Source organism: Arthrobacter sp. TJ-263 (assembly GCF_058269155.1).
Map to the genome: position 1 here is coordinate 331899 of NZ_JBZCNE010000002.1, position 22009 is coordinate 353907.

Annotated in this window: 19 protein-coding genes; 8 read left to right on the forward strand and 11 right to left on the reverse strand. The window is 72.4% G+C overall.

Annotated features, from left to right (window positions below):
- Positions 1 to 25: 25 nt before the first annotated feature.
- Together AC4D2F_RS12030 and AC4D2F_RS12035 are read right to left on the reverse strand one after the other, a co-directional pair.
- The gene (locus AC4D2F_RS12030) at positions 26 to 1309 is read right to left on the reverse strand and encodes a TIGR01906 family membrane protein (RefSeq protein WP_490910762.1); all 1284 of its coding nucleotides are present in this window, start codon (positions 1307 to 1309) and stop codon (positions 26 to 28) included.
- A gap of 109 nt (positions 1310 to 1418) precedes the next feature.
- Entirely contained in the window at positions 1419 to 2408 is a 990-nt protein-coding gene (locus AC4D2F_RS12035) for a stage II sporulation protein M (RefSeq protein ID WP_490910763.1), read from the reverse strand.
- Positions 2409 to 2520: 112 nt separating this feature from the next.
- Here AC4D2F_RS12035 and AC4D2F_RS12040 point away from each other — a divergent pair, with 112 nt between their 5' ends.
- The gene (locus AC4D2F_RS12040; RefSeq protein WP_490910764.1) at positions 2521 to 3321 is read left to right on the forward strand and encodes an RDD family protein; all 801 of its coding nucleotides are present in this window, start codon (positions 2521 to 2523) and stop codon (positions 3319 to 3321) included.
- Here AC4D2F_RS12040 and AC4D2F_RS12045 read toward each other — a convergent pair.
- The 4 genes from AC4D2F_RS12045 to AC4D2F_RS12060 all read right to left on the reverse strand — a co-directional run bounded on the left by AC4D2F_RS12045 (position 3318) and on the right by AC4D2F_RS12060 (position 6986).
- Entirely contained in the window at positions 3318 to 4571 is a 1254-nt protein-coding gene (locus AC4D2F_RS12045) for a L,D-transpeptidase (RefSeq protein ID WP_490910765.1), read from the reverse strand. The two genes, AC4D2F_RS12040 and AC4D2F_RS12045, sit on opposite strands and share 4 nt — an antisense overlap.
- A gap of 149 nt (positions 4572 to 4720) precedes the next feature.
- Positions 4721 to 6220 carry an adenosylhomocysteinase gene (gene ahcY, locus AC4D2F_RS12050; protein ID WP_490910766.1) on the reverse strand — a complete coding sequence of 500 codons (1500 nt, stop codon included), beginning with the start codon at positions 6218 to 6220 and terminating at the stop codon, positions 4721 to 4723.
- A gap of 58 nt (positions 6221 to 6278) precedes the next feature.
- Complete coding sequence (locus AC4D2F_RS12055) at positions 6279 to 6470, reverse strand: hypothetical protein (protein WP_490910767.1); 192 nt, start codon at positions 6468 to 6470, stop codon at positions 6279 to 6281.
- 129 nt (positions 6471 to 6599) lie between these two features.
- On the reverse strand, positions 6600 to 6986 hold the full coding sequence (locus AC4D2F_RS12060) for a DUF3499 domain-containing protein (protein ID WP_104168421.1): 387 nt from the start codon (positions 6984 to 6986) through the stop codon (positions 6600 to 6602).
- 136 nt (positions 6987 to 7122) lie between these two features.
- On the opposite strand from AC4D2F_RS12060, the gene AC4D2F_RS12065 reads away from it, so the two are divergent.
- Positions 7123 to 7617 carry a metallopeptidase family protein gene (locus AC4D2F_RS12065; RefSeq protein ID WP_104168422.1) on the forward strand — a complete coding sequence of 165 codons (495 nt, stop codon included), beginning with the start codon at positions 7123 to 7125 and terminating at the stop codon, positions 7615 to 7617.
- 39 nt (positions 7618 to 7656) lie between these two features.
- Here AC4D2F_RS12065 and AC4D2F_RS12070 read toward each other — a convergent pair whose 3' ends face one another.
- Genes AC4D2F_RS12070 through AC4D2F_RS12080 form a run of 3 tightly spaced genes read right to left on the reverse strand, consistent with a single transcriptional unit; the run spans position 7657 to position 13402 of the window.
- A complete protein-coding gene (locus AC4D2F_RS12070) occupies positions 7657 to 9399 on the reverse strand; it encodes a DUF5719 family protein (RefSeq protein WP_490910768.1) in 1743 nt (580 codons plus the stop codon).
- Complete coding sequence (locus AC4D2F_RS12075) at positions 9396 to 12887, reverse strand: glycosyltransferase (RefSeq protein ID WP_490911099.1); 3492 nt, start codon at positions 12885 to 12887, stop codon at positions 9396 to 9398. Before AC4D2F_RS12075 ends, AC4D2F_RS12070 begins: the two co-directional genes overlap by 4 nt.
- Positions 12833 to 13402 carry a WhiB family transcriptional regulator gene (locus AC4D2F_RS12080; protein ID WP_104168425.1) on the reverse strand — a complete coding sequence of 190 codons (570 nt, stop codon included), beginning with the start codon at positions 13400 to 13402 and terminating at the stop codon, positions 12833 to 12835. The genes AC4D2F_RS12075 and AC4D2F_RS12080 overlap by 55 nt, the downstream gene beginning before the upstream one ends.
- Positions 13403 to 13660: 258 nt before the next feature.
- Here AC4D2F_RS12080 and AC4D2F_RS12085 point away from each other — a divergent pair, with 258 nt between their 5' ends.
- Positions 13661 to 14422, forward strand: a complete 762-nt coding sequence (locus AC4D2F_RS12085) for a TIGR03089 family protein (RefSeq protein WP_490910769.1) — start codon at positions 13661 to 13663, stop codon at positions 14420 to 14422.
- On the opposite strand, the gene AC4D2F_RS12090 is transcribed toward AC4D2F_RS12085, so the two are convergent.
- On the reverse strand, positions 14397 to 14951 hold the full coding sequence (locus AC4D2F_RS12090; protein ID WP_490910770.1) for a GtrA family protein: 555 nt from the start codon (positions 14949 to 14951) through the stop codon (positions 14397 to 14399). The two genes, AC4D2F_RS12085 and AC4D2F_RS12090, sit on opposite strands and share 26 nt — an antisense overlap.
- Positions 14952 to 15244: 293 nt before the next feature.
- Here AC4D2F_RS12090 and AC4D2F_RS12095 point away from each other — a divergent pair, with 293 nt between their 5' ends.
- Genes AC4D2F_RS12095 through AC4D2F_RS12115 form a run of 5 tightly spaced genes read left to right on the forward strand, consistent with a single transcriptional unit; the run spans position 15245 to position 20903 of the window.
- Entirely contained in the window at positions 15245 to 16417 is a 1173-nt protein-coding gene (locus AC4D2F_RS12095) for a 5-(carboxyamino)imidazole ribonucleotide synthase (protein ID WP_490910771.1), read from the forward strand.
- Positions 16414 to 16962 carry a 5-(carboxyamino)imidazole ribonucleotide mutase gene (purE, locus tag AC4D2F_RS12100; RefSeq protein ID WP_104168428.1) on the forward strand — a complete coding sequence of 183 codons (549 nt, stop codon included), beginning with the start codon at positions 16414 to 16416 and terminating at the stop codon, positions 16960 to 16962. Before AC4D2F_RS12095 ends, purE begins: the two co-directional genes overlap by 4 nt.
- Complete coding sequence (locus AC4D2F_RS12105; protein ID WP_490910772.1) at positions 16959 to 18572, forward strand: LCP family glycopolymer transferase; 1614 nt, start codon at positions 16959 to 16961, stop codon at positions 18570 to 18572. The genes purE and AC4D2F_RS12105 overlap by 4 nt, the downstream gene beginning before the upstream one ends.
- A 50-nt stretch (positions 18573 to 18622) precedes the next feature.
- Positions 18623 to 19906, forward strand: a complete 1284-nt coding sequence (manA, locus tag AC4D2F_RS12110) for a mannose-6-phosphate isomerase, class I (RefSeq protein WP_490910773.1) — start codon at positions 18623 to 18625, stop codon at positions 19904 to 19906.
- Between the two features lie 4 nt (positions 19907 to 19910).
- Positions 19911 to 20903, forward strand: a complete 993-nt coding sequence (locus AC4D2F_RS12115; RefSeq protein WP_490910774.1) for a lipid II:glycine glycyltransferase FemX — start codon at positions 19911 to 19913, stop codon at positions 20901 to 20903.
- Between the two features lie 19 nt (positions 20904 to 20922).
- Here the strand turns inward: AC4D2F_RS12115 and glpX are convergent, their stop codons facing one another.
- A complete protein-coding gene (gene glpX, locus AC4D2F_RS12120) occupies positions 20923 to 21975 on the reverse strand; it encodes a class II fructose-bisphosphatase (protein ID WP_052274139.1) in 1053 nt (350 codons plus the stop codon).
- Between the last annotated feature and the right edge of the window lie 34 nt (positions 21976 to 22009).

The window sequence follows — 22009 nt, forward strand, 5'->3', positions numbered from 1 at the left end:
GAGCCGCTAGGCGTCCGGGGATCTGCTAGGGGGCGTCCAGCGCCTCCCGGGACCGTGCCCGCGCTGCGTCCTGGGCCATCATGGAGCGGTCGCGGCGGGCCTTCGTGGGCCAGGTGAGGACCAGCGTGAGGATCGTCGCCGTGAGCACGAGAACCGCGACCGTCACGGCGGAGTCCGTCCAGAACTGCTCGGGGAACAGCCGGATGAGGGTGTCGTCCACACGGAAGGTCCAGGTGCCGTCGGCGAAGAACAGGGCGTGGACCTGCGTGAAGAAGGTCTGCCACGCGAGGACCGCCAGCACGGTCAGGACCACGATGCCGACCAGCGTCAGCACGGCACCGGAGAACAGCGCCCGGCGGACCCCGCCCTTGTAGTGCCGCGCGAGGTAGGTGCAGGCCGCGACGGCGAGGACGAGGAGCACGAGGGCGATGAAGAAGGACAGCCCGAGGACGCCCTTCACATCGGCCATGTGGCCCACCTCCGACTCGAGGAACAGCGGCTCGCCCTCGGGCGTCACCAGGTCGCCGAGGTACCGCGGCGGCGCGAAGTTCAGCACGTAGTCGAGCGCGTACGAGCCGTAGGTCATGCGGTCGTCCAGCGAGAAACCGAACCGGTCGGCGGGGAACCCGGGCCGGTGGTACTCCAGCCACAGGAACGACGACGTCGCCACGGCCCGGATGGCGGCCGCGACCACGATGACCGGGAAGAACAGGGCGACGACGACCTGCAGGAATCGCGGGAGCGCGGGCTTCGCCGCGGCCGCCTGGTCCCGGGCCGCGGCACGCCGGGCCGCTTCGCTGTCCGGGGGGCGCACGGAGAGGGCCGCCGTGTCCGTGGACGGCTCGACGGCGGCCGGCGCGTGACTCCCACTCCCCGACGAACCGGCTCCCGACGACGGCCCTGCCACCGCGGCGGCCGCCGGGACTCCGGCAGGGTCCTGTCCGTCCGGGGAGGCAGTCGCGGCGGTGGAAGCAGGGGAAACGGTCGAGGCGGTGGAGACCGTGGCCCCGTGACCGCCCGGGGTCCCTTCGTCCCCGTCGACGCCCGGGAGGTCCGGCCGGCCGGCGGCCTCCCGCATCGGGAGAGGGTCGCGCTGGGTGGTGGCAGGGATCGGCTCCTCCCCGGGATCGGGATCACCAGCGCCGGAGGCGGCCGTCCCGGCCGCGGCAGCGCCGGAAGCGGCGTCGTCCTCGACCCGGGAGGCATCGGGGGCCCCGGAGTCCGCCCCCACCGAAGCGGCGTCGTCGTCCATCCGTTCCGCACGGGATGCGACGGATGCGCTCGGACGGGTGCTGTCGGTCTCTGCCACTGCGATCTCTCCTTGATGGGTGCCGCCGGTGCCTGCATCCGGCGTCTTTCGACACTACCGGGCATTCGGGCGCTGAACGGGAGGCTCCCCGCACGCCCGTCGCTCGGGGTCAGGCGGTGACGACGGCCTCTCCCCGGTCAACGGCGCCGAGGTCGCCGCGGTGCCCCGCCGCGACCGCGCGCCGTCCGAGGATCAGGGTGTACGCCCAGTACGCGGCGAAGACCAGGAACCCGATGCCGAGGCGCAGCCACGGCGGCAGCCCGCTCGGTGTGACGAATCCCTCGACGAGCCCCGAGACGAGCAGCACCAGCACCAGCCCGAGTGCGACAGTGATGAGCGCACGGCCTTCCTCCGCGAGCGCCGCGGCGCGTGGCCTGCGTCCCGGAGCCACCCAGGCCCAGAAGATGCGCAGCCCTGCGGCGGCGGCGATGAAGATGGCGGTCAGCTCCATGAAACCGTGCGGCAGGATGTAGACGAAGAAGGTGTCGAGCCGGTCGTAGGACGCCATCATGCCGGCGGCCATGCCCACGCCCTGCGCGTTCTGGTAGAGGATGAACACCGGCCAGATGCCGGTGACGCCGAACGCGACGGCCTGCAGCGCGATCCACGCGTTGTTCGTCCAGACCAGCCCGGCGAAGGAGGCGGCAGGGTTCTCCGAGTAGTAGTCGACGAAGTCCTCCTCCACGTAGCGTCGGAGTTCCTCGTCCGGCCCGAGCGCCTGGATCACCCCGGGCGTGCCGACCCAGAGGGCGTAGAGCCAGGCCACCGCGATGAAGAGCACCCCGACCACCGCTGTAAGCCACCGGACGCGGTAGAACGCAGCGGGCAGGGAGAAGACGAAGAACTGCGCGATGTCCTCCATGGTGTTGGACTTCGCCCCGGTGAACCGGGTCCGCGCGCGGGAGAGCCGGGTGGACAGCGCCCCGGACAGTGCGCTCTCGGGGTCCACGGACCGGATGATGGACAGGTGCGTGGACACGCGCTGGTAGAGCACCAGCAGTTCGTCCGACTCCGCGCCGTCGAGCCGCCGCCGGCCCACGAGGTGATCCAGGCGTTGCCAGTCGCTGCGGTGCACGGCGATGAATGCGTCAACGTCCATGGCCCAACCCTATAGTTCCGGGGTCGTCGTGGAGCGGCAACGGCACGACGGCGCTACGCTGCAGGGAGCACGGGACCACCAGGACCCGTCACCGGTCGTCAGGGGGACATGCATGAGTTCGGTCGTCACCGGCGAGGCGGTGGTCCTCGAACTGAAGGCCGCCGGATTCGCCGCCCGGGGGCTGAGTGTCCTGATCGACATCATCGCCCAGGTCATCCTCGCGATCCTCCTGCTGCTGCTGATCGGGAACGTCTTCGGCGGCGTCCTCGACGATGCGCTCACGCGAGCCCTGGTCCTGGTCGTCGTCGTGCTGCTCCTCCTCGTCCTGCCGGTCACGGTGGAGACCGTGACCCGCGGGAAGTCGCTGGGCCGCCTCGTCATGGGGCTGCGGATCGTGCGGGACGACGGCGGTGCGATCCGCTTCCGGCACGCCTTCATCCGCGGCATGCTGGCGATCCTCGAGATCTACATGCTCGTCGGTTCGCTCGCGTTCCTCGTCTCCCTGTTCAACGAGCGCTCCAAGCGCCTCGGCGACCTGCTGGCCGGGACCTACGCGATGCGGGAGCGGGTCGTCGCTCGGCCCCGGGCCGTCCTCGTCATGCCTCCACGCCTGGAGCACTGGGCGGCCACGGCGGACATCGGGCGCCTGCCCGACGCCCTCGGCCGGAGGATGTCCCAGTTCCTGGCGCAGGCCCCGCGCCTCACGCCGTCGGCCCGCACCGCGCTCTCCCGGGATCTTGCCGCCGAAGCGGGCCGGCACGTCTTCCCCGCACCCCCGGCGGACACCCCTCCGGAGGAGTTCCTGCACGCCGTCATCGCCGCGCGCCGGGACCGCGACTATGCCGCGATGATGCGCCGCCGCGAGCGGACGGAGTCGACGGCGAAGAGGCTCCACCACCTGCCGTTCGGCTAGGGCTGGTCGACCCACTCGTCCCACGGCACGTTCCAGTCGCCGAAGCCGTCCCACACGTACATGGGGCCGTAGTCCGTGTTCAGGATCTGCACCACGTCTCCGGTCGCGAACGTGTCGTAGAAGTACTCGGCGCCCTCGGGCGACATGCCGATGCAGCCGTGGGAGACGTTGAACCTGCCGAGGGCCACCTGCGCGGCGGGGAGCGCCTCGTGCACGAACGCTCCGCCGTTGCTCAGGCGGCTCGCGTGGTTCACGACCGTCGGCGGGTAGTAGGCGGGATCGCCCGGCTCCAGGCCGATCGACTCCGCCGTGAACCGGGTGCTCTCGTACTGCTCCATCACCACCATGTAGCCCTCGGTGGAGGGCCAGTCCTCGGTGCCGAGGGTGATCGGGAACGTGGCATCGAGCTTCCCGTCGAGATAAACCTCCATGGTCTTGGTGGCGTTGTCGACCACGGCCAGGCGCGTGTTGTGCGTCTTCACGGTCCTGATCGTGTCGCCGTTGCCGATCATGCCGTTGCCGAAGTCGACGCCGAACAGCCTGGACTCGACCGTGATCGTGCTGTTCGGGGCCCAGAACGTCTCGGGGCGGTAGCGGGCCTTGGTGTCCGAGAGCCAGTAGAACGCGCCGGGCTGACCGCTCGTACTGGTGACGGTGATGGCCTTCTCGACGGCGTCCCGGTTGGTCACGGGTTCACTGAAGGTGAACTCGAGCGGCTGGCCCGTGCCCACCGTGGCGCCGTCCAGCGGGTACATCGCGGCGTCGGCCTCGTTCGCGGGCTCCACGGTCCTGAAGGTCGAGGTACCTCGCCGGGGCTGTCCGGCGGCGTCGCGGGCCGTGTAGGAGAGCTCGTACTCGGTGTCGAACGCGAGACGGTCCGTCGCGGTCCACTGCGTGCCGTCGTCGGACAGGGTCCCGGCGACGGGCGTGCCGCCCGCACGGCGGACGAGTTCGACGGCGTCGAGCGTCGCCCCGGTGACCGTCACCGCGGGCGGGGTGGCGGGGTTGACCGAGAACGCGCCGTCCGTGGGCGTGACGCCCACGGTGTAGTCGGACCGAGCATCGGGTGCCGACGCCGCGGGGGAGGATCCCGGGGACGACGTCGACGACGGCTCGAACTCGTCCCAGAAGGACGCCGTCGTGATGCCCACGCCACCGCCGACGGCGACGACCGCAGCGGCACCGATGGCCGCGATCGTCCAGATCTTCCGACTCGCTGCGGCCCTGCCCGATCCCTGCTTCATGCGCATGCGTCCAGCCCTTCACCGTCACTGCTCCTGAGCGGACTGTACGTCACGTGACGTGCCTCACCGCGGAGGCCGCGCGGCGTCCGTCGGGGACGGCTCCCACCGGCCCCCGAGGGAACCGGCAGCAGCCGCGTCGGGGGGGGGGGTGCTGCCTAGTAGCGGTACTGCTCCGACTTGTACGGACCGGCGACGTCGATGTCCAGGTACTCGGCCTGCGCCTTGGTCAGCTCGGTGAGCTCGACGCCGAGGGCGTCCAGGTGCAGGCGGGCGACCTTCTCGTCGAGGACCTTCGGGAGCACGTACACCTCGTTCGCGTACTCGCGGTTGCCCTCGGCGTCGTCCTGCTCGAACTTCGTGTACAGCTCGATCTGGGCGATCGTCTGGTTGGCGAAGGAGTTGCTCATGACGAACGAGGGGTGACCCGTGGCGTTGCCGAGGTTCAGCAGGCGGCCCTCGGACAGCATGATGATGGAGTGCTGCTCCACGCCCGCGGACTCGTCGGCGGGGATGACCCACTCGTGGACCTGGGGCTTGATCTCGATCTTCTCGACCCCCGGGATGCGCCCGAGGCCCGCGATGTCGATCTCGTTGTCGAAGTGCCCGATGTTGCCCACGATGGCCTGGTGCTTCATGCCCGCCATGTGGCGGGCCATGATGACGTCCTTGTTGCCGGTGGTCGTGATGAAGATATCGCCCTGCGCGAGCACCGATTCCAGTTTCGCGACCTGGTAGCCGTCCATCGCCGCCTGCAGTGCGCAGATCGGATCGATCTCCGTGACGATCACCCGGGCGCCCTGGCCGCGCATGGCCTCGGCCGCGCCCTTGCCGACGTCGCCGTACCCGCAGACGACGGCGACCTTGCCGCCGATCAGCACGTCCGTGGCCCGGTTCAGGCCGTCGGGCAGCGAGTGGCGGATCCCGTACTTGTTGTCGAACTTCGACTTGGTGACGGAGTCGTTGACGTTGATCGCGGGGAAGAGGAGCTTGCCCTGTGCGGCCAGCTGGTAGAGGCGGTGCACGCCCGTGGTCGTCTCCTCGGTGACGCCCTTGATGCCCGCGGCGATCGCGGTCCACTTCTGCGGCTCGGAGCCGATCGTGGAGCGGAGGGTGTCCAGGAACACGGTGTACTCGTGCGAGTAGTCGGCGTCGCCCTCCTGCGGGTTCGCGGGCACCGCTCCGAGCGCCTCGAACTCGGCTCCCTTGTGCACCAGCATCGTGGCGTCCCCGCCGTCGTCGAGGATCATGTTCGGGCCGAGGCCGTCCGCCTGGCCCGGCCAGGTGAGGATCTGGGTGGCGGTCCACCAGTAGTCCTCGAGGGACTCGTTCTTCCACGCGAACACGGGCACCCCGGCGGGCTCCTCGACCGTGCCGGTGCCCACGACGACGGCCGCGGCGGCCTCGTCCTGGGTGGAGAAGATGTTGCAGGACGCCCAGCGCACCTCGGCGCCGAGGGAGGTCAGCGTCTCGATGAGGACGGCCGTCTGCACCGTCATGTGCAGGGAGCCGGCGATGCGGGCTCCCGCGAGGGGCTGGGACTCGGCGAATTCGCGGCGCAGCGCCATGAGTCCGGGCATCTCGTGCTCGGCGAGGCGGATCTGGTGGCGGCCGGCCTCGGCGAGTGAGAGATCGGCAACTTTGTAGTCGAAGGTCATGGTGTCCTGGTCCTTGGAGGTTCGGAAGGGCTGGGGATCGGCGGTGCGGCTGGGCGGGTCAGGCGCGCGCGCCGCCGTCGAGTGATTCGCGGCGGAGGAGCACGGGGATGCCCTCGTCGAGGGTGTAGGTCAGCCGGGTGCCGTCGGGTCCCGGCGAGGAGGTCCTGAGGACGCGGCCCTCCTGGACGAGCTTCGACCCGGTGACGGGGCAGCGGAGGACGTCGAGCAATCGGGAGGGAAGATTCGCCACGGGGAGCACTTTCGCTCGGAAGGAAGAGGGATTCTGCCCTCCAGTCTACCGCGGGCGCCTTCTCCTGCCTCCATCGGAAGGTCCGGTCGGGCGGGGCCGGAGAGGTGCGGACCGGCCGGAGCCGCCCGGTCAGGGTTCCCGCAGGATCCTCAGGTGGCCGCGCCGGGGGCCGCTGACGCCGACCGGAGGCTCCATGGGGGCCTTGGTCCCGCGGGGTCCGACCGGCGGGGCCTCGACGGTGGGCTCCGCGGCGGCTTCCCGCACGGCGTCGGCCAGGGCCAGCAGGTCGTCGGAGTTGTGCTCGGGAGCGGCGTCGGGGAGCGTCAGGCGGACCACCTCCCAGCCGCGGGGCACGGTGAGGCGTTCGGCGTGGACCGCGCAGAGGTCGTAGGTGTGGGGCTCGGCGTAGGTTGCGAGGGGTCCGAGGACCGCCGTCGAATCCGCGTAGACATAGGTCAGCGTGGCCATCGCCCGCCGGGGGCAGGCTGATCTGGAGCATTGACGGAGTGATCCCACGATCCTCAACCCTACCGGGGATCGGCCGGGGCGGCCGCCGTGACGCGCCCCGGTGGCCGCCGCGCATCGGGGGCGCGCCCGCACCCGCACCAGCGCAGGAGTGCGTGCGGGGCGGTCGAAGGCTTAGAGTCGATGCATGCAGGATGCTCCCACACTTTCGGTGAACCTGACTGATCCGGCGGCCGCGGAAGAGGGTCCGGCGCGGTCGTTCTACGAGCGCCGTCGCAATCGCCGGGGGCGCGGCATGCGCGGTAACCTGCTCCCGCAGTACCTGCCGGGGTCGCGGACGCGGTCTGAGCAGTTCGACGACTGGGTGATGGAATCGGCCCAGCGGCTCGAGCGCCTGTGGGGCGAGCGCATCCAGGACGTGCAGATCGTGGTGCAGGAGATCCCGGACGGCCTCGAGGACATGACGCCCGAGTCCCTGCGGGGACTCCTGGGATCCTGCTCCCCCGCCTCGCCGAACCGGCCGGCCGTCATCACCATCTACCGGCACCCCGTGCTCATGGCCGCGAGGGACGTCCTGTCCGTCAACGAACTCGTGCATGACGTCGTCGTGGAACAGACCGCCGAACTCATGGGACTCGCCCCGGAGGCCGTCGATCCCGCGTACGGCCGCTCCCAGGCCTGACGGTTTCAGCGGTCCGGCGACCTCCCCGCGGAGCACCGGTCAGTAGCCGAGTTCCACCGGGATGCTCTGCGGACCCGTGGCACCGGCCGGGACGCCCGCCACGGAGATCCCGCTCCTGTCCCCGGGCAGCGTCATCATCTGCGCACCGTACACGGGGTCCCCGGTCGCATCGACGACCACCGCGACCGGCGACCGGCCGAGGGACGACGACGGCACCGTCACGGACGTACCCCCCGCGATCCCGATCACCACGGGCTCGCCCAGCGCGCCGTCGGCCAGGACGGGCGTCAGCGTGACCTCGCCCCTGCCGCTCGGCGCACCCAGGACCAGGGAGGTGTCCACGCCCTCGGCCAGGGCCATCGCGTGATCGCTGCCGAGGCGGACCGCCCCCGGGGCGCCCGCGAGGTCCACCGGTTCGCCGTCGTCGGTCCCGCGGGTCACGCGTGCGGCCGCGACCATCGAGACGTCGGAGGTGACGGCGACCGTGTAGTTCCCCTCCGGGAGCGCGTCGAGGGGGACGCTCGTGACGGAACCGGCCGCCGCGGTCACGACTCCCCCGCCCGGCAGGGCCACGTCCCCGTCCGGCCCGAAGACCCGGATGTCGAGCACGGCGTCGCTGGACCCGGGGACGAGCACCTGCAGTGCGGGGGACGCGCTGCCGTACCCTTCCTGCTCGCGGATGCGGCGCGCCGTCGCGGCGTCCTGGACGGCGACGCCGGGCACCACCTGGGTCAGGCCGGCCGGAGCACTCGGCGACAGGAGGTCCACCCCGCCGGGCGTCAGTCCGCGCAGCACGCTCTGCTGGATGACCCCGCTCACGCGTCCGCCGTCGCTGCGCACGCGCACGGCCACCTGCTCGTGGTTGCCGGCGAGGGCGGCCAGCACGATCCGCCGGGTCTCCCCGGGGGCCACCAGCCCACCGCGCGTCCCGGCTGCCTCGATGGGTCCGTCCGGCCCGTAGAGCTCGAGCGACACGGCGGCGGGCGTGCCCGTGGGGTTGGTCAGGGTGAGGGTGGAGGACTGCCCGACGGTGGTCGCGGCGCCCAGCAGCCACAGATCACTGGAAGGCACCTGGCAGGCGGTCGCTGCGAGCCCCCGGAGGTCCCCGTCGGTGGCGGTGTAGGTGGCGGTCGCCGCGGCCACCGGGGTGAGCCCGCCCTGCGACTGCGCGCGGAGGACGGACGGGGCGTCGACGGCGATGCCGCGGGCGACCCCCGCGACGCGGTTCGTCAGGCCGTCCTCACCACTGCTGGCGGGGCGGTCCGCCGCCAGGGAGGACGCGGGCGCGAACTCCCGGATCAGCGCCAGCGGCTCCTCCCCGGTGACGGGCAGCAGCCCGCTCCCCGTCACGGTGGCACTCAGGTCGCTGAGCACCACACCGGACACGGTGGTCTTCGCGCTGGCCGACGCGGGACCGAACTCGGGATCGGCGCCCTCTCCGGCGGACTCGAGCAGGCGCGGCGGCGCAGGACACACCGCGGTGTAGTCGCCGGCCGGAACCGCTGCCGCCGGGACCCCGACGTCGGATCCGGGGCTCGTCGGCAGGGCCGCGGTCACGCCTCCGGAGGCGATCGCGGCCGTCGCCGCGAGGAGCACGACGCCGGTCGCGGCGCCCAGCGCGGTGCCGAGGCGGGTACGCCGTGGGACGCCGGCCGCCCTGTCCCGGGCGACGGCGCGCGCGGCGACGGCCGTATCCGCGGCGACGGCGGTATCAGCACGGAGCGGTGTGTCCGCCGCCCGGATACCGTGCGCCGACCGGCCGGTCGTCCGTCGACGGCTCACATCGCACCGCTTCCAGTGGTCGCCGGCTGCGGGGACGCGCCGGCCATCGCGTCGTCCCGCGGGCTCCCGGGGACGGCGTCATCGGAGAAGGGACGCCGGGTGGTTTGCCGCGCCGGGTGGCCATCCTTCGGCCTCGCGACCGCGGGCCGGGACGGGATGGGCAGGGCGAGGAGCGCCGTCAGCCCGAAAACGACGGCCTGGAGCGCCTCCACCCAGGGCTCGAAGACGCTGGAGTAGGAGATGTCCACCCTGCCGCCCGCGGCGGGCAGCACGAAGGCCTGCTGCCACCCGTCGGACACGGGCTCGAGCCGCCCACCGTCGAGGCTCGCGCGCCATCCGGGGTCGGCCTCCTCCGCCAGGACGAGTCGCCGCCCCTCCGCGCCCGGGGGGACCGCGCCGCCCGCGTCCACGCCCGACGACGGGACGATGGCCTCCGTCCGGCCCTCGGCACCGACGACCCGCGCCCGGGCCGGAAGGTCCCCGATGTCCTCGGTCCCGCCGTCGGACATGGCCGGAGCGACGCGCCAGAGCCGGCCCGTCTCCGTGTCACCCACGGCGGTGAGGCCGGGCACGGAGTCGATGCGGCCGCTGAGGAAGTCCCCGGCGGCCTCGGACTGCCGGAGCACGACGAAGCCGACGCCGAGGTCGCGCAGGTCACCACGGGGATCCGCGCCCGTGGCGCCGACGATCACGGCGACGCTCGTGCGCAGGAGCCGCTCCGATGCTCCGTCCTCCTGCAGGGCCACCTCCCCGGTCCCCTGCAGACTGCGGGCCGCGTACAGCGGGTTCAGCGCATCGAGGGTCGTCCCGGCACCGCGGGTCAGGGCGGCACGGACGTCGTCGTCGTCGTCGACCGTGATGACGAGTGTCCGGGTCCGGTCCGGGCCCGTGCCGCGGTCCGCCGCCGTCGCGGGCAGCGGGCGCTCGGCCACGGGGTCCAGGCCGATCGCGGTGCCGAAGTCCGAGGAGCGGGCACTGGTGGCGGGTGCCTCCGCGGCGGGACTGCCGGGAAGCAGCACCGGCTCGGCGACCGCTGCCGGCGGGCCGGCGAGCCCGGGGGCGAGCCACAGGCCGAGACTGAGCAGCGGGCCGACGGCGAGCGCCGTGCCCGCGGCGACCCGCAGGAGCCGCCGGCCGGCGCCGGCCGGAGCCGCGGGGACGCCCGCGTCCGGGCGGCCCGGCAGCCCCGCGAGGGCGGCCGCGAGCAGGCACAGGGTCACGGCCGAGACGAGCGGTCCGGGGAACACCCCGACCAGGGCCGGGCCGTCCACCGCGACGGGGAACTGCGGGATCACCGCGCCGAGTGCCAGCGCGAGGATCGCCAGGAGCCAGAACGGGCGCACGAGGGTGCCGCGTCCGCCCCGCAGGAAGAGCGCGACGGCGGCCAGGGCGATCACGGGCCCGCCGATGACGATCGCGGCGACGAGCGACCAGGGGCCCGGGCCGAGGAGACCGGCCGCGGCGGGCGCGAGCATCGGGTCGAACCGCACCGGGAACCCGAGGAGCTGCTGCCAGGGTGCGGCCGGAGCGAAGGCGAGCGGCACGCCGGGATCGCCGAGGACACCGCGGGGGGTCGCGAGGGCCGAGAGGAGGTACGGCAGGTACAGCGCGACGACGGGCAGCAGGGTCCACCACAGCGTGCGTGCCCTCGTCCCGCCGACGACCAGCGCGACGACCAGCCCCGCCACGGCGAGTGCCCCGAGGGAGGGCGCCGACGCCGCGACCACGGCGAGGACGAGCCCGGCCGCGGCGCCGGCGGTCCAGCTGCGCGTCCCGTCGCTGCCGGGCGTGACGATGCCCTCCGGCACCGTACGCACACTCACCGCGCCCCCGACCGCCCGGACGATCCCCAGCAGGGCGAGGGGAAGCAGGATGTGGGCGAGCAGCGCGCCGAGCCGCCCCTGCCCGAGCGCGACCTGCAGGGCGGGCGCGGCGCCCCAGAAGACTGCGGCCCAGAGCCGCAGCGCGCGGGACCGCGTCAGGGCACCGGCCGCGAGCCATGCGGTGAGGCCGGCGAGGGGAAGCGCGCAGACCACGGCGACGACGACGGCCGTGTTCGCCGAGCCGAGGCCCAGCAGGGACAGCAGCCACAGCACGTACGCGAACGGCGAGCCGTGGGCGGGGAACCCGGCCCCCAGGCCGGTCCACCACGCGGTCGCGCTGTCCCAGACGGCGCCCGGGGTCGCGGCGACCGGCAGCAGCGCCCCGCCCGCCAGGGCCGGCGCCCCGATGAGGCGGTGGAGGCCCAGGACCGCGGCGGCGAGCAGCACCAGGACGGCCAGCACGGCCCCGGATCCGACCCAGAGCCGCGCCGGGGTGGTCAGCGCGGCGAAGTCGTCGTTGCTGTCCCCGGACGGGATGTACTCCTCGGTCCGCGGGTCCTGCCCGGCGGAGGCGCCGCGCGAGGTGAACGCGTCGACGACCGACCGGCGGTGGGACCACACCTCACGGCGGGACGTGATGAGCGGGCGCACGGTGGAGCGCGGCCGGCGCCGGCTCCGTCCGGCGGAGCGGCGGGACCGCAGGAGGTGGATCGGCCGGCAGACGCCGGCGAGGCTGCCGAGCAGCTGGCCCGCGCCGTGGGCGGGGTCCTTCGCCAGGAGGCCGAGCAGCAGCCGGCCCAGGCCTCCGAGGACGGCGCCGACGGCGAGGAAGGGCACGGCCGGCGCGGTGGCGTGCTTGAGCCGGAGATACACCTCGGCGGCCCGCGCGCCGTGCGGCGTGGACACCGGGTGCGGCCTGGGCCGCGCGTGGCGCAGCACCGCCCGGGGCACCACCACCACGCGGTGGCCGGCGAGGCGGTTCCGCCAGCACAGGTCGACGTCGTCGCCCACGCCGTGGAGGGCCGGGTCGAAGCCCCCGAGGGCGTCCCACACGTCGCGGCGGATCAGCATGCCCGCGGAATTGACGGCGAAGACGTCGCTCCGCGCGTCGTACTGGCCCTGGTCGTGCTCGTCGACGTCGATCAGCGTGAGCCGTTCCGCCCACCGGCTGATGGACAGCCCGACGTCCACGAGTTCGCGGCGGTCGTCCCAGGCCACCTGCTTCGCCCCGGCCACGGTGACCGACGGGGCACGCTCGACGGCGAGGAGCAGTTCGGCGAGCGCTCCGGGTTCGGGAGCGGAATCGTCATGGAGGAGCCACAGCCAGTCGTGGGCGTCGCCTTCCCCGGACCCCCCGTACGGCGGGATCTCGGCGACGGCGGTCCTCACGGCGGTGCCGAACCCCGCCCGCGCGGGAGCGCCGACCACGGGGCTGCCGACCGGCAGGTGGAGCTGGAGCAGGGACGCGGACCCGTCCGTCGATCCGGTGTCGACCCCGACGCAGAGATCGGCCGCGCGTCTCTGACGTCCCAGGGCTTCCAGCGTGGCCGGAAGGTACTCGGCACCGTTGTGGGCTACGACGACGGCGGTGACGCGGAGGTGCTGCTGAATCAGACTGCTCGCTTCCGCAACCTGCGGCGCTCCCGCTCGGACAGACCACCCCAGATGCCGAAGCGCTCATCGTTCTCCAGCGCGTACTCGAGGCACTCGGACTTCACGATGCAGGACCCGCACACCTTCTTGGCGTCGCGGGTGGACCCGCCCTTCTCGGGGAAGAAGGCCTCGGGGTCGGTCTGCGCGCACAGGGCGTCCGCCTGCCAGGACAGCTCGCCGTCGTCGTCGACGTTGCCCGGCGCGAGCGGCTGCCCGATCCAGGTGGGCCGGTCGGCCGGCGCCGACTGCGGCCGGGCATCCTCCTGCACCTCGGGATCCAGGCCCGGAAGAACGAGGAGGCTGCTGGGGCCGTCGACGTCGGGGAGGAGCGTGAGGGTCTGGTGGGCGCTGAGGAACGCGGTGGCCTGATCCTCGAGCACGGAACGCGTGCCTTCGCGGTACCGCTCGCCTGCCACCGGGTCGGCGGGATCGAGGAACCAGTCGGCCGGAACGCCCCGTGACCCGTAGCGGGCCGAAGCCTGCGCCGCGATATCTGGTCGTTCCTGTGTGCGTTCTGCCTGCCCCATGATCAGCCTTCCCGGTGTCGCCGTTCCAGCATCAGCATGGGGCGACCCTCGCGCCCGCCTGCTGGAACAGATCCGTTGCCCTAATTACACGGGTGTAACACGATTTTCGTCAAGCGGCGGGGGGAACCTTATAGAGTCGGAGCGTGACACGCACGAGTGGCACGCCGTCAGGACTACCTGTTTTCGTCGGCGAGTCGGCAAGTAGTCATCCCCACCGCGTCGGCGCGAAACCGACCCTCGAGCTGGAAGAGGCCCATCATGCCACAGACACCGGGACAGCTCCTGACAAGGATGCGGACCGTCAACCCCACCTCTCCCCGCCTGGTCTGGCATGGCCGGGAAGGCCGGATCGAGCTGTCGGGGCGTGTCTTCGACAACTGGGTCGCCAAGAGCTCGAACCTCCTCGTCGACGAACTCGATGCCGCCGGCGGGACGACCGTCGCCGTCGACCTGCCGGTGCACTGGAAGACCCTCGCCCTCGTGTTCGCCTGCTGGCAGGTGGGTGCCGTCGTCGTGCTCGCGGACGACGGCACCCGGTCCGCTGACACCGACATCGTGCTGTCCTCGCGAACCGGTGTCGAGGTGGACCCGGGCCGCCTGCTGGCCTGCGTGGCCCTCGGCTCGCTGGCGCTCCGGTGGGAGGGGCCGCTGCCGCGGGGAGCGGTGGACTACGCGGCCGAGGTGCGGTCCCACGGCGACGTCTTCCTCGACGCGGCGGACGGTCCCGGGGCGCCGTCCGCTCCCCTGGTCCGCACCGACGGGAGGACACTGACGGCCGCGGACCTCGCGGGGAGCGTCGTGCTGCCGACGGGACCCGGGCGGGCCGCCGCTGCCGACACCGCTGCGGCCGGATCCCCCACGGTGCTCCTGGAACCCGGCGTCGATCTGCTGCGGGCCCTCGCCGCCGCGTTCGCGGTGTGGGAGCGGGACGGCGCGCTGGTCCTCGTGGAGGAGGGTGTACCCGTCACCGAGCGGTTGCTGAGCGGTGAAAAGGTCACTGACCGGCTGGGGACTGCCTGACCTTCTCGTCCGCCGGCGTCGCCGCGGTCGGGGCGGCCTTGGCCGGGTGCCCGCCCTCCGGGTGGACGAGTTCCTGGTCGTGGCTGAACGCCGGATCCTCGTCGAGTTCCACGTTGAACACCCAGAACCGGTAGGCGACGAAGCGGACGAAGGTGGCGAGCACCGTGCCGAAGACCCCGACGACGAACAGCGGGGTCGGTTCGACGACGTCGAACATGTACTTGGCCACCCACACACAGCCCGCGGCGATGCCCATGCCGATCACGTTGATGAAGACGAACATGGCCAGTTCCCGGGCCGGGTTGGGCTGGCGGCGGCGGCGGAAGGTCCAGTAGCGGTTGGCGACCCACGCGAAGATCGTGGCCACGCCGGCCGAGACGAAGCGCGCCTTGACCTCGCTGCCGCTCATGGGCCCGTGGATCAGGTACCAGTAGAGGCCGTTGTCGATGACGAACGCCACACCGCCGACGGCCCCGAATTTCGCCACTTCACGCCAGAAAAGGGAGGCGAGGCCCCTGATCCGGTCCATGAGTCCTGCCACTGTCAACCTCCGGGGTGCGATACGAACGCCGGGGCCGCAGGGCATGCTCCCGGCGGACCTGCAGGACGAACCGCGACGGGGCCAGCAGAGCGAGCAACCCAGGCTGACCTTTGCATGGCGTGTTTCGCTCCACTTTACGTCCTCCCTCCGACCCCCGGGCTCCGCAGGGGCCCGGAAACACCCGATGGCGGGCTGGCAGCTTCCTGTGAAACGTACCCCGGGCCTCCCGATCCTGCCCCCCGGATGGCCGGGTCCGGCCGCGCCGTGGTTACCCTGTAGTGGTGACTTTTCCCGTGATAGGCGTCATCGGCGGCGGCCAGCTCGCCCGCATGATGGCCGGTCCAGCCGTCGAACTCGGCCTCGAACTCCGCGTCCTGGCGGAGGGCCCCGACGTGTCCGCGGTGGCCGCCGTCGCCTCCTCGCAGGTGGGCGACTACCGCGACCGCGAGACGCTGCGTGCCTTCGCCGCGGGCGTGGACGTGGTCACCTTCGACCACGAGCACGTCCCCGGTGAGCTCCTCGCGGACCTGGCGGCCGACGGCGTGCGCCTGCACCCCTCGCCGGCGGCGCTCCGGCACGCCCAGGACAAGCTCGTGATGCGGCGGGCCGTGGACGGACTCGGGCTGCCCAACCCGCGGTGGCAGGCAGTGACCGACCCCTCCGACGTCGAGGCGTTCGCGGCGTCCACCGGCTGGCCGGTGGTCCTCAAGACACCCCGCGGCGGCTACGACGGCAAGGGGGTCCTCGTGCTGCGTGACGCCGCGGCCCTCGGGTCCGCCCGCGACTGGTTCACCGGCGGCGAGCTGCTGGTCGAGCAGTTCGTCCCGTTCAGCCGCGAACTGTCCGTCCTCGTGGCCCGGCGGCCGTCCGGGGAGGCCGTCACGTGGCCCGTCGTCGAGTCGATCCAGGTGGACAGCGTCTGCGACGAGGTGATCGCCCCCGCCCCGGCTCTGGCGGCCGACGTCGCCCGCGACGTCACCGCGGCCGCGCTGCACCTCGCGGAACGCCTCGACGTCACCGGCGTCATGGCGGTCGAACTCTTCGAGACCCCCGGGTCGGGAGCGGGCTACCTCATCAACGAACTCGCCATGCGTCCGCACAACTCGGGGCACTGGACCATGGACGGCGCCGTGACCGGCCAGTTCGAACAGCACCTGCGTGCCGTGCTCGACCTCCCCCTGGGATCGACGGCGCCGCTGGCGCAGCACGCCGTCATGAAGAACATCCTCGGCGGCGTGAACACGGACATCTACGCGGCCTATCCGTCGGCGCTGTCCTCAGGACCGTCCGCTAAAGTGCACTTCTACGGCAAGGGCGTACGTCCCGGCCGGAAGATCGGCCACGTGAACGCGCTGGCGGCCCCCGGGGAACCGCTGGCCGACGTCCGCGCGAGGGCCACGAGGGTAGCCGCGACGCTCCGCGACGGCACCGGGATGCCCCCCACTCAGCAATGACCGAAGGGAATGCAGTGACGAACGCCCAGGTAGGCCTCGTGATGGGCTCGGACTCCGATTGGCCCGTCATGGAAGCCGCAGCGGCTGCACTGGCCGAATTCTCCATCCCCTACGAGGCCGACGTCGTGTCCGCGCACCGCATGCCCGCCGCGATGATCGAGTACGGCAGGAGTGCCCACGAGCGCGGACTCCGGGTCATCATCGCCGGCGCCGGCGGCGCCGCCCACCTCCCGGGCATGCTCGCCTCCGTCACGCCGCTGCCCGTGATCGGCGTCCCGGTCCCGCTGCGCTATCTCGACGGCATGGACTCGCTCCTGTCGATCGTGCAGATGCCGGCCGGTGTCCCCGTGGCGACCGTGTCCATCGGCGGCGCCCGCAACGCGGGGCTGCTCGCCGTCAGGATGCTCGCCGCCGGCACGGACGAGCAGTCGGCCACCCTGCGCCGGCAGCTCATCGAGTTCGCCGGCGCGCTCCAGCGGACCGCGGAGGAGAAGGGCAGCGCCCTCCGCTCCCGCCTGACGGCGTCGACGGCCGACGGCGCATGATGACAGCCACCCGCAACGACGGCAATGGAGCGCACGGGGCCGGCACCCTCACCGATCCCGTGCGGTACCCGGAGTCCGCTCCGCCGGCGGTCCGCACCAAGCGCGCCTTCGTCCTCCTCGCCCTGACGCTCGTCCTGCCGGGCTCCGCGCAGACCGTCGCCGGGGACCGGCGCCTCGGCCGCAGGGCCCTGCGCACCACGTTCGCCTGCTGGGGCCTCCTGGTCCTCGGGATCATCCTCGCCGTCACGAACCGGACCCTCGTGGTCGGCATCGTGACCAACCGCTGGTGGTCGCTGCTGCTGATCGCGGTGATCCTCGGGATCGCCGTCGGGTGGGTGCTGCTGTTCCTGAACACCCTCCGCCTCATCCGCATGCCCCTGCTCGACCGCGGCGCGCGCCCCCTCGTGGCCGGGGCCCTCGCGGTGCTCATGGTGCTCACCAGCGGATCCCTGGCCTACGGCGCCTACGTGCTCGGGGTGGGCCGGTCGACGGTCGGCTCCATCTTCCAGTCGGGGCCCGCCTTCGACCCCGTGGACGGGCGGTACAACTTCCTCCTCATGGGCGGCGACGCCGGCGAGGACCGCACGGGCCGCCGGCCGGACAGCATCTCGGTGATCAGCGTCGACGCGGAGACGGGCGCCACCGTCACGTTCAGCATCCCGCGCAACTTCCAGAACGCGCCGTTCCCCGAGGGCTCCCCCCTCCGGGAGGTCTACCCCGACGGCTACAACTGCGGCGACCCGTGCATCATCAACAGCCTGTACACGGACGTGACGCAGAACTACACGGACCTGTACCCCGACGCCCAGGATCCCGGCGCCGAGGCGATGATGGACGCCGCGAGCGGCGTCCTCGGGATTGAGGTGCAGTCCTACGTCCTCGTCGACATGAACGGGTTCGAGCAGCTGGTCGACGCCATGGGCGGGATCCGGATCGATGCCGGCGGCTGGGTGCCCATCACCGCCGCGGAGATCCCCGGCACCTACCCCATCCGCCACTACCCGCCGGACGGCTGGATCAAGCCGGGCGTCCAGACCCTGGACGGCTACCACGCCCTCTGGTACGCCAGGAGCCGCGAGTTCGTCACGGACTACGAACGCATCTCCCGGCAGCAGTGCGTCCAGCAGGCCATGATCGCGCAGCTGGACCCGGCCACCCTCCTGACGCGGTTCCAGTCGATCGCCGCGGCGGGCACGCAGATCGTCGAGACGGACATCCCGCAGGATCAGCTGGCCGGGTTCGTCGACCTCGGGCTGAAGGCCCAGGGCCAGGAGACGCGCCGCCTGACCATCGGTCCCCCGGACTTCGGCACCCCGGCCGAGAACTTCGTCACCTACCCGGACTTCGACCGCATCCACGCCCGCGTGCAGGAGATGCTCGCGGTCGGTGCGGCCGACCCGGCCGCTGCCGGTCCGCTGCCGCTGGAACGCGCCGGCGTCGTAGCCCAGGTGCCGTCGCGGACCGTCGACGACGGCACCACGGACGGCACCACCGGCGACGTGACGGACGTCGTGATCACCGAGGAGTACCTGCAGGAACTGGCCACGATCGGCGACGACCTGACCCTCGGTGACCTGCTGGCCAACAACGGCGAGTGCTCCCCCGCCTGACCCGGTAGAGGCCTCCCCGACGATCATCCCGACCATCCAAGGACCTGACGATGTACCTCCTCGACAACACCCTCCGCCCCTACGCCTGGGGATCGGATTCCGCGATCGCCGACCTGCTGGGCAGGGAGCGGTCGGGCGGCCCCGAGGCGGAGCTGTGGATCGGCGCGCACCCGGACTCGCCGTCGGTGGTGCTCGCCCCGGCCGGACCGGACGGGGCCCCCGCCCCTGGCGCCGGCCCGGCGGACGGCCGCGCGCTGGACGGGTTGATCGCGGAGGACCCGGAGCACCACCTGGGCGCCGGGGTCGCCGCCGACTTCGGGCGGCTTCCCTTCCTGCTCAAGGTCCTCGCCGCCGACAGCCCGCTCTCGCTCCAGGTACACCCGACGCGCGAGCAGGCCCGGGAGGGCTTCGCCCGTGAGGAGGCGGCCGGGGTGGACCGTGCCGCGGCGGAACGCAACTACAAGGACGACAACCACAAACCGGAGATGCTCCTGGCGCTGACGCCGTTCGCGATGCTGTGCGGCTTCCGGCCGCCGGCACAGGCGCGTGCCGTCTTCGAACTGCTGGCGGCGCACGTCGATCGCGCCGGCCTCGCGCTCCCCCCTCTGGTCCCCCTGCTGCTCGACGATCTGGCCCGGCAGGAGGAGCGCACCGCCCTGCGGTCGGCCTTCGAACGGCTGATCAAAGGCGGCACGGACGTCACGGAAGCGACGGCCGCTATCGTGTCCACCCTCGCCTCCGGAGCCCCGACCGCGCCGTACGAGGAGGAGCTTGCCACCGTCGTCGCGCTCGACGCGCAGTACCCGGGCGATCCGGGCGTACTGATCTCCCTGCTCCTCAACCGCGTCTCCCTGGCGCCCGGGGAGGCCGTCTACCTCCCGGCCGGCAACGTCCACGCCTATCTGCACGGACTCGGCATCGAAGTCATGGCCTCCTCGGACAACGTCCTGCGCGGCGGACTCACGCCGAAGTTCGTGGACGTGCCGGAGCTGCTCCGTACGGTCTCCTTCGAGCCCGTCGGCGTGCCGATGCTCGGCCCCGAGAGGACGTTGCTGGGACAGGAGGTCTTCCGGCCGCCGTTCCGGGAGTTCCAGCTCCAGCGCATCGAGCTCGAACCCGGCGCCGGGCCCGTCCCGCTGGTGCAGGAGGGGGCCGCCGTCGTCCTCGTGGTGTCGGGGTCCGTCCTGCTCGACTCACCGAGGAGCGAGCTGCGGCTGGACCGTGGTGACAGCGCCTTCCTGCCCGCGGCGGAGGCCCCGGTCAACGCGCACGTCGTGTCCGGCGCCACCGGCGCCGCCCTCGCCTTCGCCGTCACCACAGCCCCGGAGGACTGAGACCGTGGACCACTTCCTGCAGAGCCCGCCGTGGGGCGCACTCCAGCGCGACCTGGGACGCACCGTCCACGAGCGTTCGGGCCCCGGCTGGCGCTTCCTGGCCATCGAGGAGCGCAATCCCGCAGGGACCCTGCTCTACGCCCCCTACGGTCCGACGGCCACCTCCCTGGCCGCGTTCGACGCCGCCCTGGCCGCACTGACGGACCTCGCCCGCAGCTGCGGGGCCGTGTTCGTCAGGATCGAGCCGGTGGATGCCGGCCTCCCGGAGGCCGATCCCGCCGCCCTCCTGCGCACGCGCGGCCTCCGGCCGGCCCCGGCCAACCAGCAGCCGGAGCTCACCTGGGTCGTGGACGTGGACCGGGACTTCAAGGACGTCCTCGCGGAGATGAAGCCGGTGAACCGCAATCTGTACCGGAACATCCACAAGAAGGGCGTGACCTTCCGGTCCAGCCAGGACCCGGCAGAGATCCCGGTCCTGCTGAGGTTCCTGCACCTGACGGCGGCGCGCAACGGCTTCAAGCCGCAGAGCGACGACTACCTGACGCAGGTGGCCCGATCCCTCATGCCCGCCGGCGCTGCGACCCTCTTCATCGCGGAGCTCGACGGCGAACCGATCGCCGCCGCCCTCACCTATGACTCGGCGGACACGCGGACCTATGCCCACGCCGCACTGGACGACACCCACCGGAAGCTCAGCGCCGGGATCCCCCTGCTGGTCACCCTCATGGCCGACGCCCGGGACAAGGGCCTGCAGCAGGTGGACCTCTGGGGCGTCGCCCCCGCGGACCAGCCGGACCACAAGTGGGCCGGCTTCACGGCGTTCAAGAAATCCTTCGGTGGCCGGGAGGTCGCCTACCCCGGGACCTGGGACCTGCCGGTGAGGAAGCTGCGCTACCGCGGCTACCAGCTGGCCCGGACCGGGGCGCAGGCCGCCCGTCGCGGCGTCGGCGCGGCCCGGACCCTGCCTGCCCGGGTGCGCGGCGCGCTCCGCCGCTGACCCGGCAGCGCCCGGCCCGCTAGTCCCTGACGCGGGCGTACGTCTCCCACTTGTGGGCCTGGTGCTCGCCGTCGACCACGCGGATGGTGCCGGACTTCGAGCGCATGACGATGGACTGGGTGAGGACCTTGTCCTTGCTGTACCGCACGCCGCGCAGGAGGTCGCCGTCGGTGATGCCCGTGGCGGCGAAGTAGCAGTTGTCGCTGGTGACGAGGTCGTTGGTGGACAGGACGCGGTCGAGGTCGTGGCCGGCGTCGAGCGCCTTCTGCTTCTCCTCGTCGCTCGTGGGCCAGAGCCTGCCCTGGATGACGCCACCGAGGGACTTGATGGCGCAGGCCGCCACGATCCCCTCGGGGGTGCCGCCGATGCCCATCAGGGCATCGACGTCCGTGCCCTCGCGGGCCGCGGCGATGGCCCCGGCGACGTCGCCGTCCATGATGAACTTGGTGCGCGCGCCGGCCGCGCGGATCTCCTCCACGAGCGGCTTGTGCCGGTCGCGGTCCAGGATCATGACGTTGAGCTGGCTGACCTTCTTGTTGTTGGCCTTCGCGATGAGGTGCAGGTTCTGCTTGACCGGCAGGCGCAGGTCCACCATGTCGGCGGCCTCGGGCCCGGTCACGAGCTTCTCCATGTAGAAGACGGCCGAGGGGTCGAACATCGAGCCCCGCTCCGCGACCGCGAGCACGGCGAGCGCGTTGTTGATGCCCAGCGCCGTCAGGCGGGTGCCGTCGATCGGGTCGACGGCGACGTCGCACTCGGGTCCGCTGCCGTCGCCCACGCGTTCGCCGTTGAACAGCATGGGGGCCTCGTCCTTCTCGCCCTCCCCGATCACCACGATGCCGTTGAAGTGCACGGTCTGCAGGAGCGACCGCATGGCGTCAACCGCGGCGCCGTCGGCCAGGTTCTTGTCACCGAACCCGACCCAGTGGCCGCCGGCGATGGCCGCGGCCTCCGTGACGCGGACCAGTTCGAGCGCGAGGTTCCGGTCCGGTTCCTTGTCCCCGACGGCCAGGGCCGGTGACAGTGTCGAGTACTGGGCATTCGTAGCGTTCTGGGACACGTCTATCCTCATCGTCGAAGGTGATCGGTGGGCACGCGGGCGTACC

Bases quoted from the DNA above. Each gene is read 5' to 3' on its own strand.
- AC4D2F_RS12105 (WP_490910772.1), top strand. From the start codon at position 16,959: ATGATGACAGCCACCCGCAACGACGGCAATGGAGCGCACGGGGCCGGC.
- AC4D2F_RS12065 (WP_104168422.1), top strand. From the start codon at position 7,123: ATGCAGGATGCTCCCACACTTTCGGTGAACCTGACTGATCCGGCGGCC.
- AC4D2F_RS12090 (WP_490910770.1), bottom strand. From the start codon at position 14,951: ATGGACCGGATCAGGGGCCTCGCCTCCCTTTTCTGGCGTGAAGTGGCG.
- ahcY (WP_490910766.1), bottom strand. From the start codon at position 6,220: ATGACCTTCGACTACAAAGTTGCCGATCTCTCACTCGCCGAGGCCGGC.
- glpX (WP_052274139.1), bottom strand. From the start codon at position 21,975: ATGAGGATAGACGTGTCCCAGAACGCTACGAATGCCCAGTACTCGACA.
- AC4D2F_RS12085 (WP_490910769.1), top strand. From the start codon at position 13,661: ATGCCACAGACACCGGGACAGCTCCTGACAAGGATGCGGACCGTCAAC.
- AC4D2F_RS12045 (WP_490910765.1), bottom strand. From the start codon at position 4,571: ATGCGCATGAAGCAGGGATCGGGCAGGGCCGCAGCGAGTCGGAAGATC.
- manA (WP_490910773.1), top strand. From the start codon at position 18,623: ATGTACCTCCTCGACAACACCCTCCGCCCCTACGCCTGGGGATCGGAT.
- AC4D2F_RS12080 (WP_104168425.1), bottom strand. From the start codon at position 13,402: ATGGGGCAGGCAGAACGCACACAGGAACGACCAGATATCGCGGCGCAG.
- AC4D2F_RS12035 (WP_490910763.1), bottom strand. From the start codon at position 2,408: ATGGACGTTGACGCATTCATCGCCGTGCACCGCAGCGACTGGCAACGC.
- purE (WP_104168428.1), top strand. From the start codon at position 16,414: ATGACCGAAGGGAATGCAGTGACGAACGCCCAGGTAGGCCTCGTGATG.
- AC4D2F_RS12040 (WP_490910764.1), top strand. From the start codon at position 2,521: ATGAGTTCGGTCGTCACCGGCGAGGCGGTGGTCCTCGAACTGAAGGCC.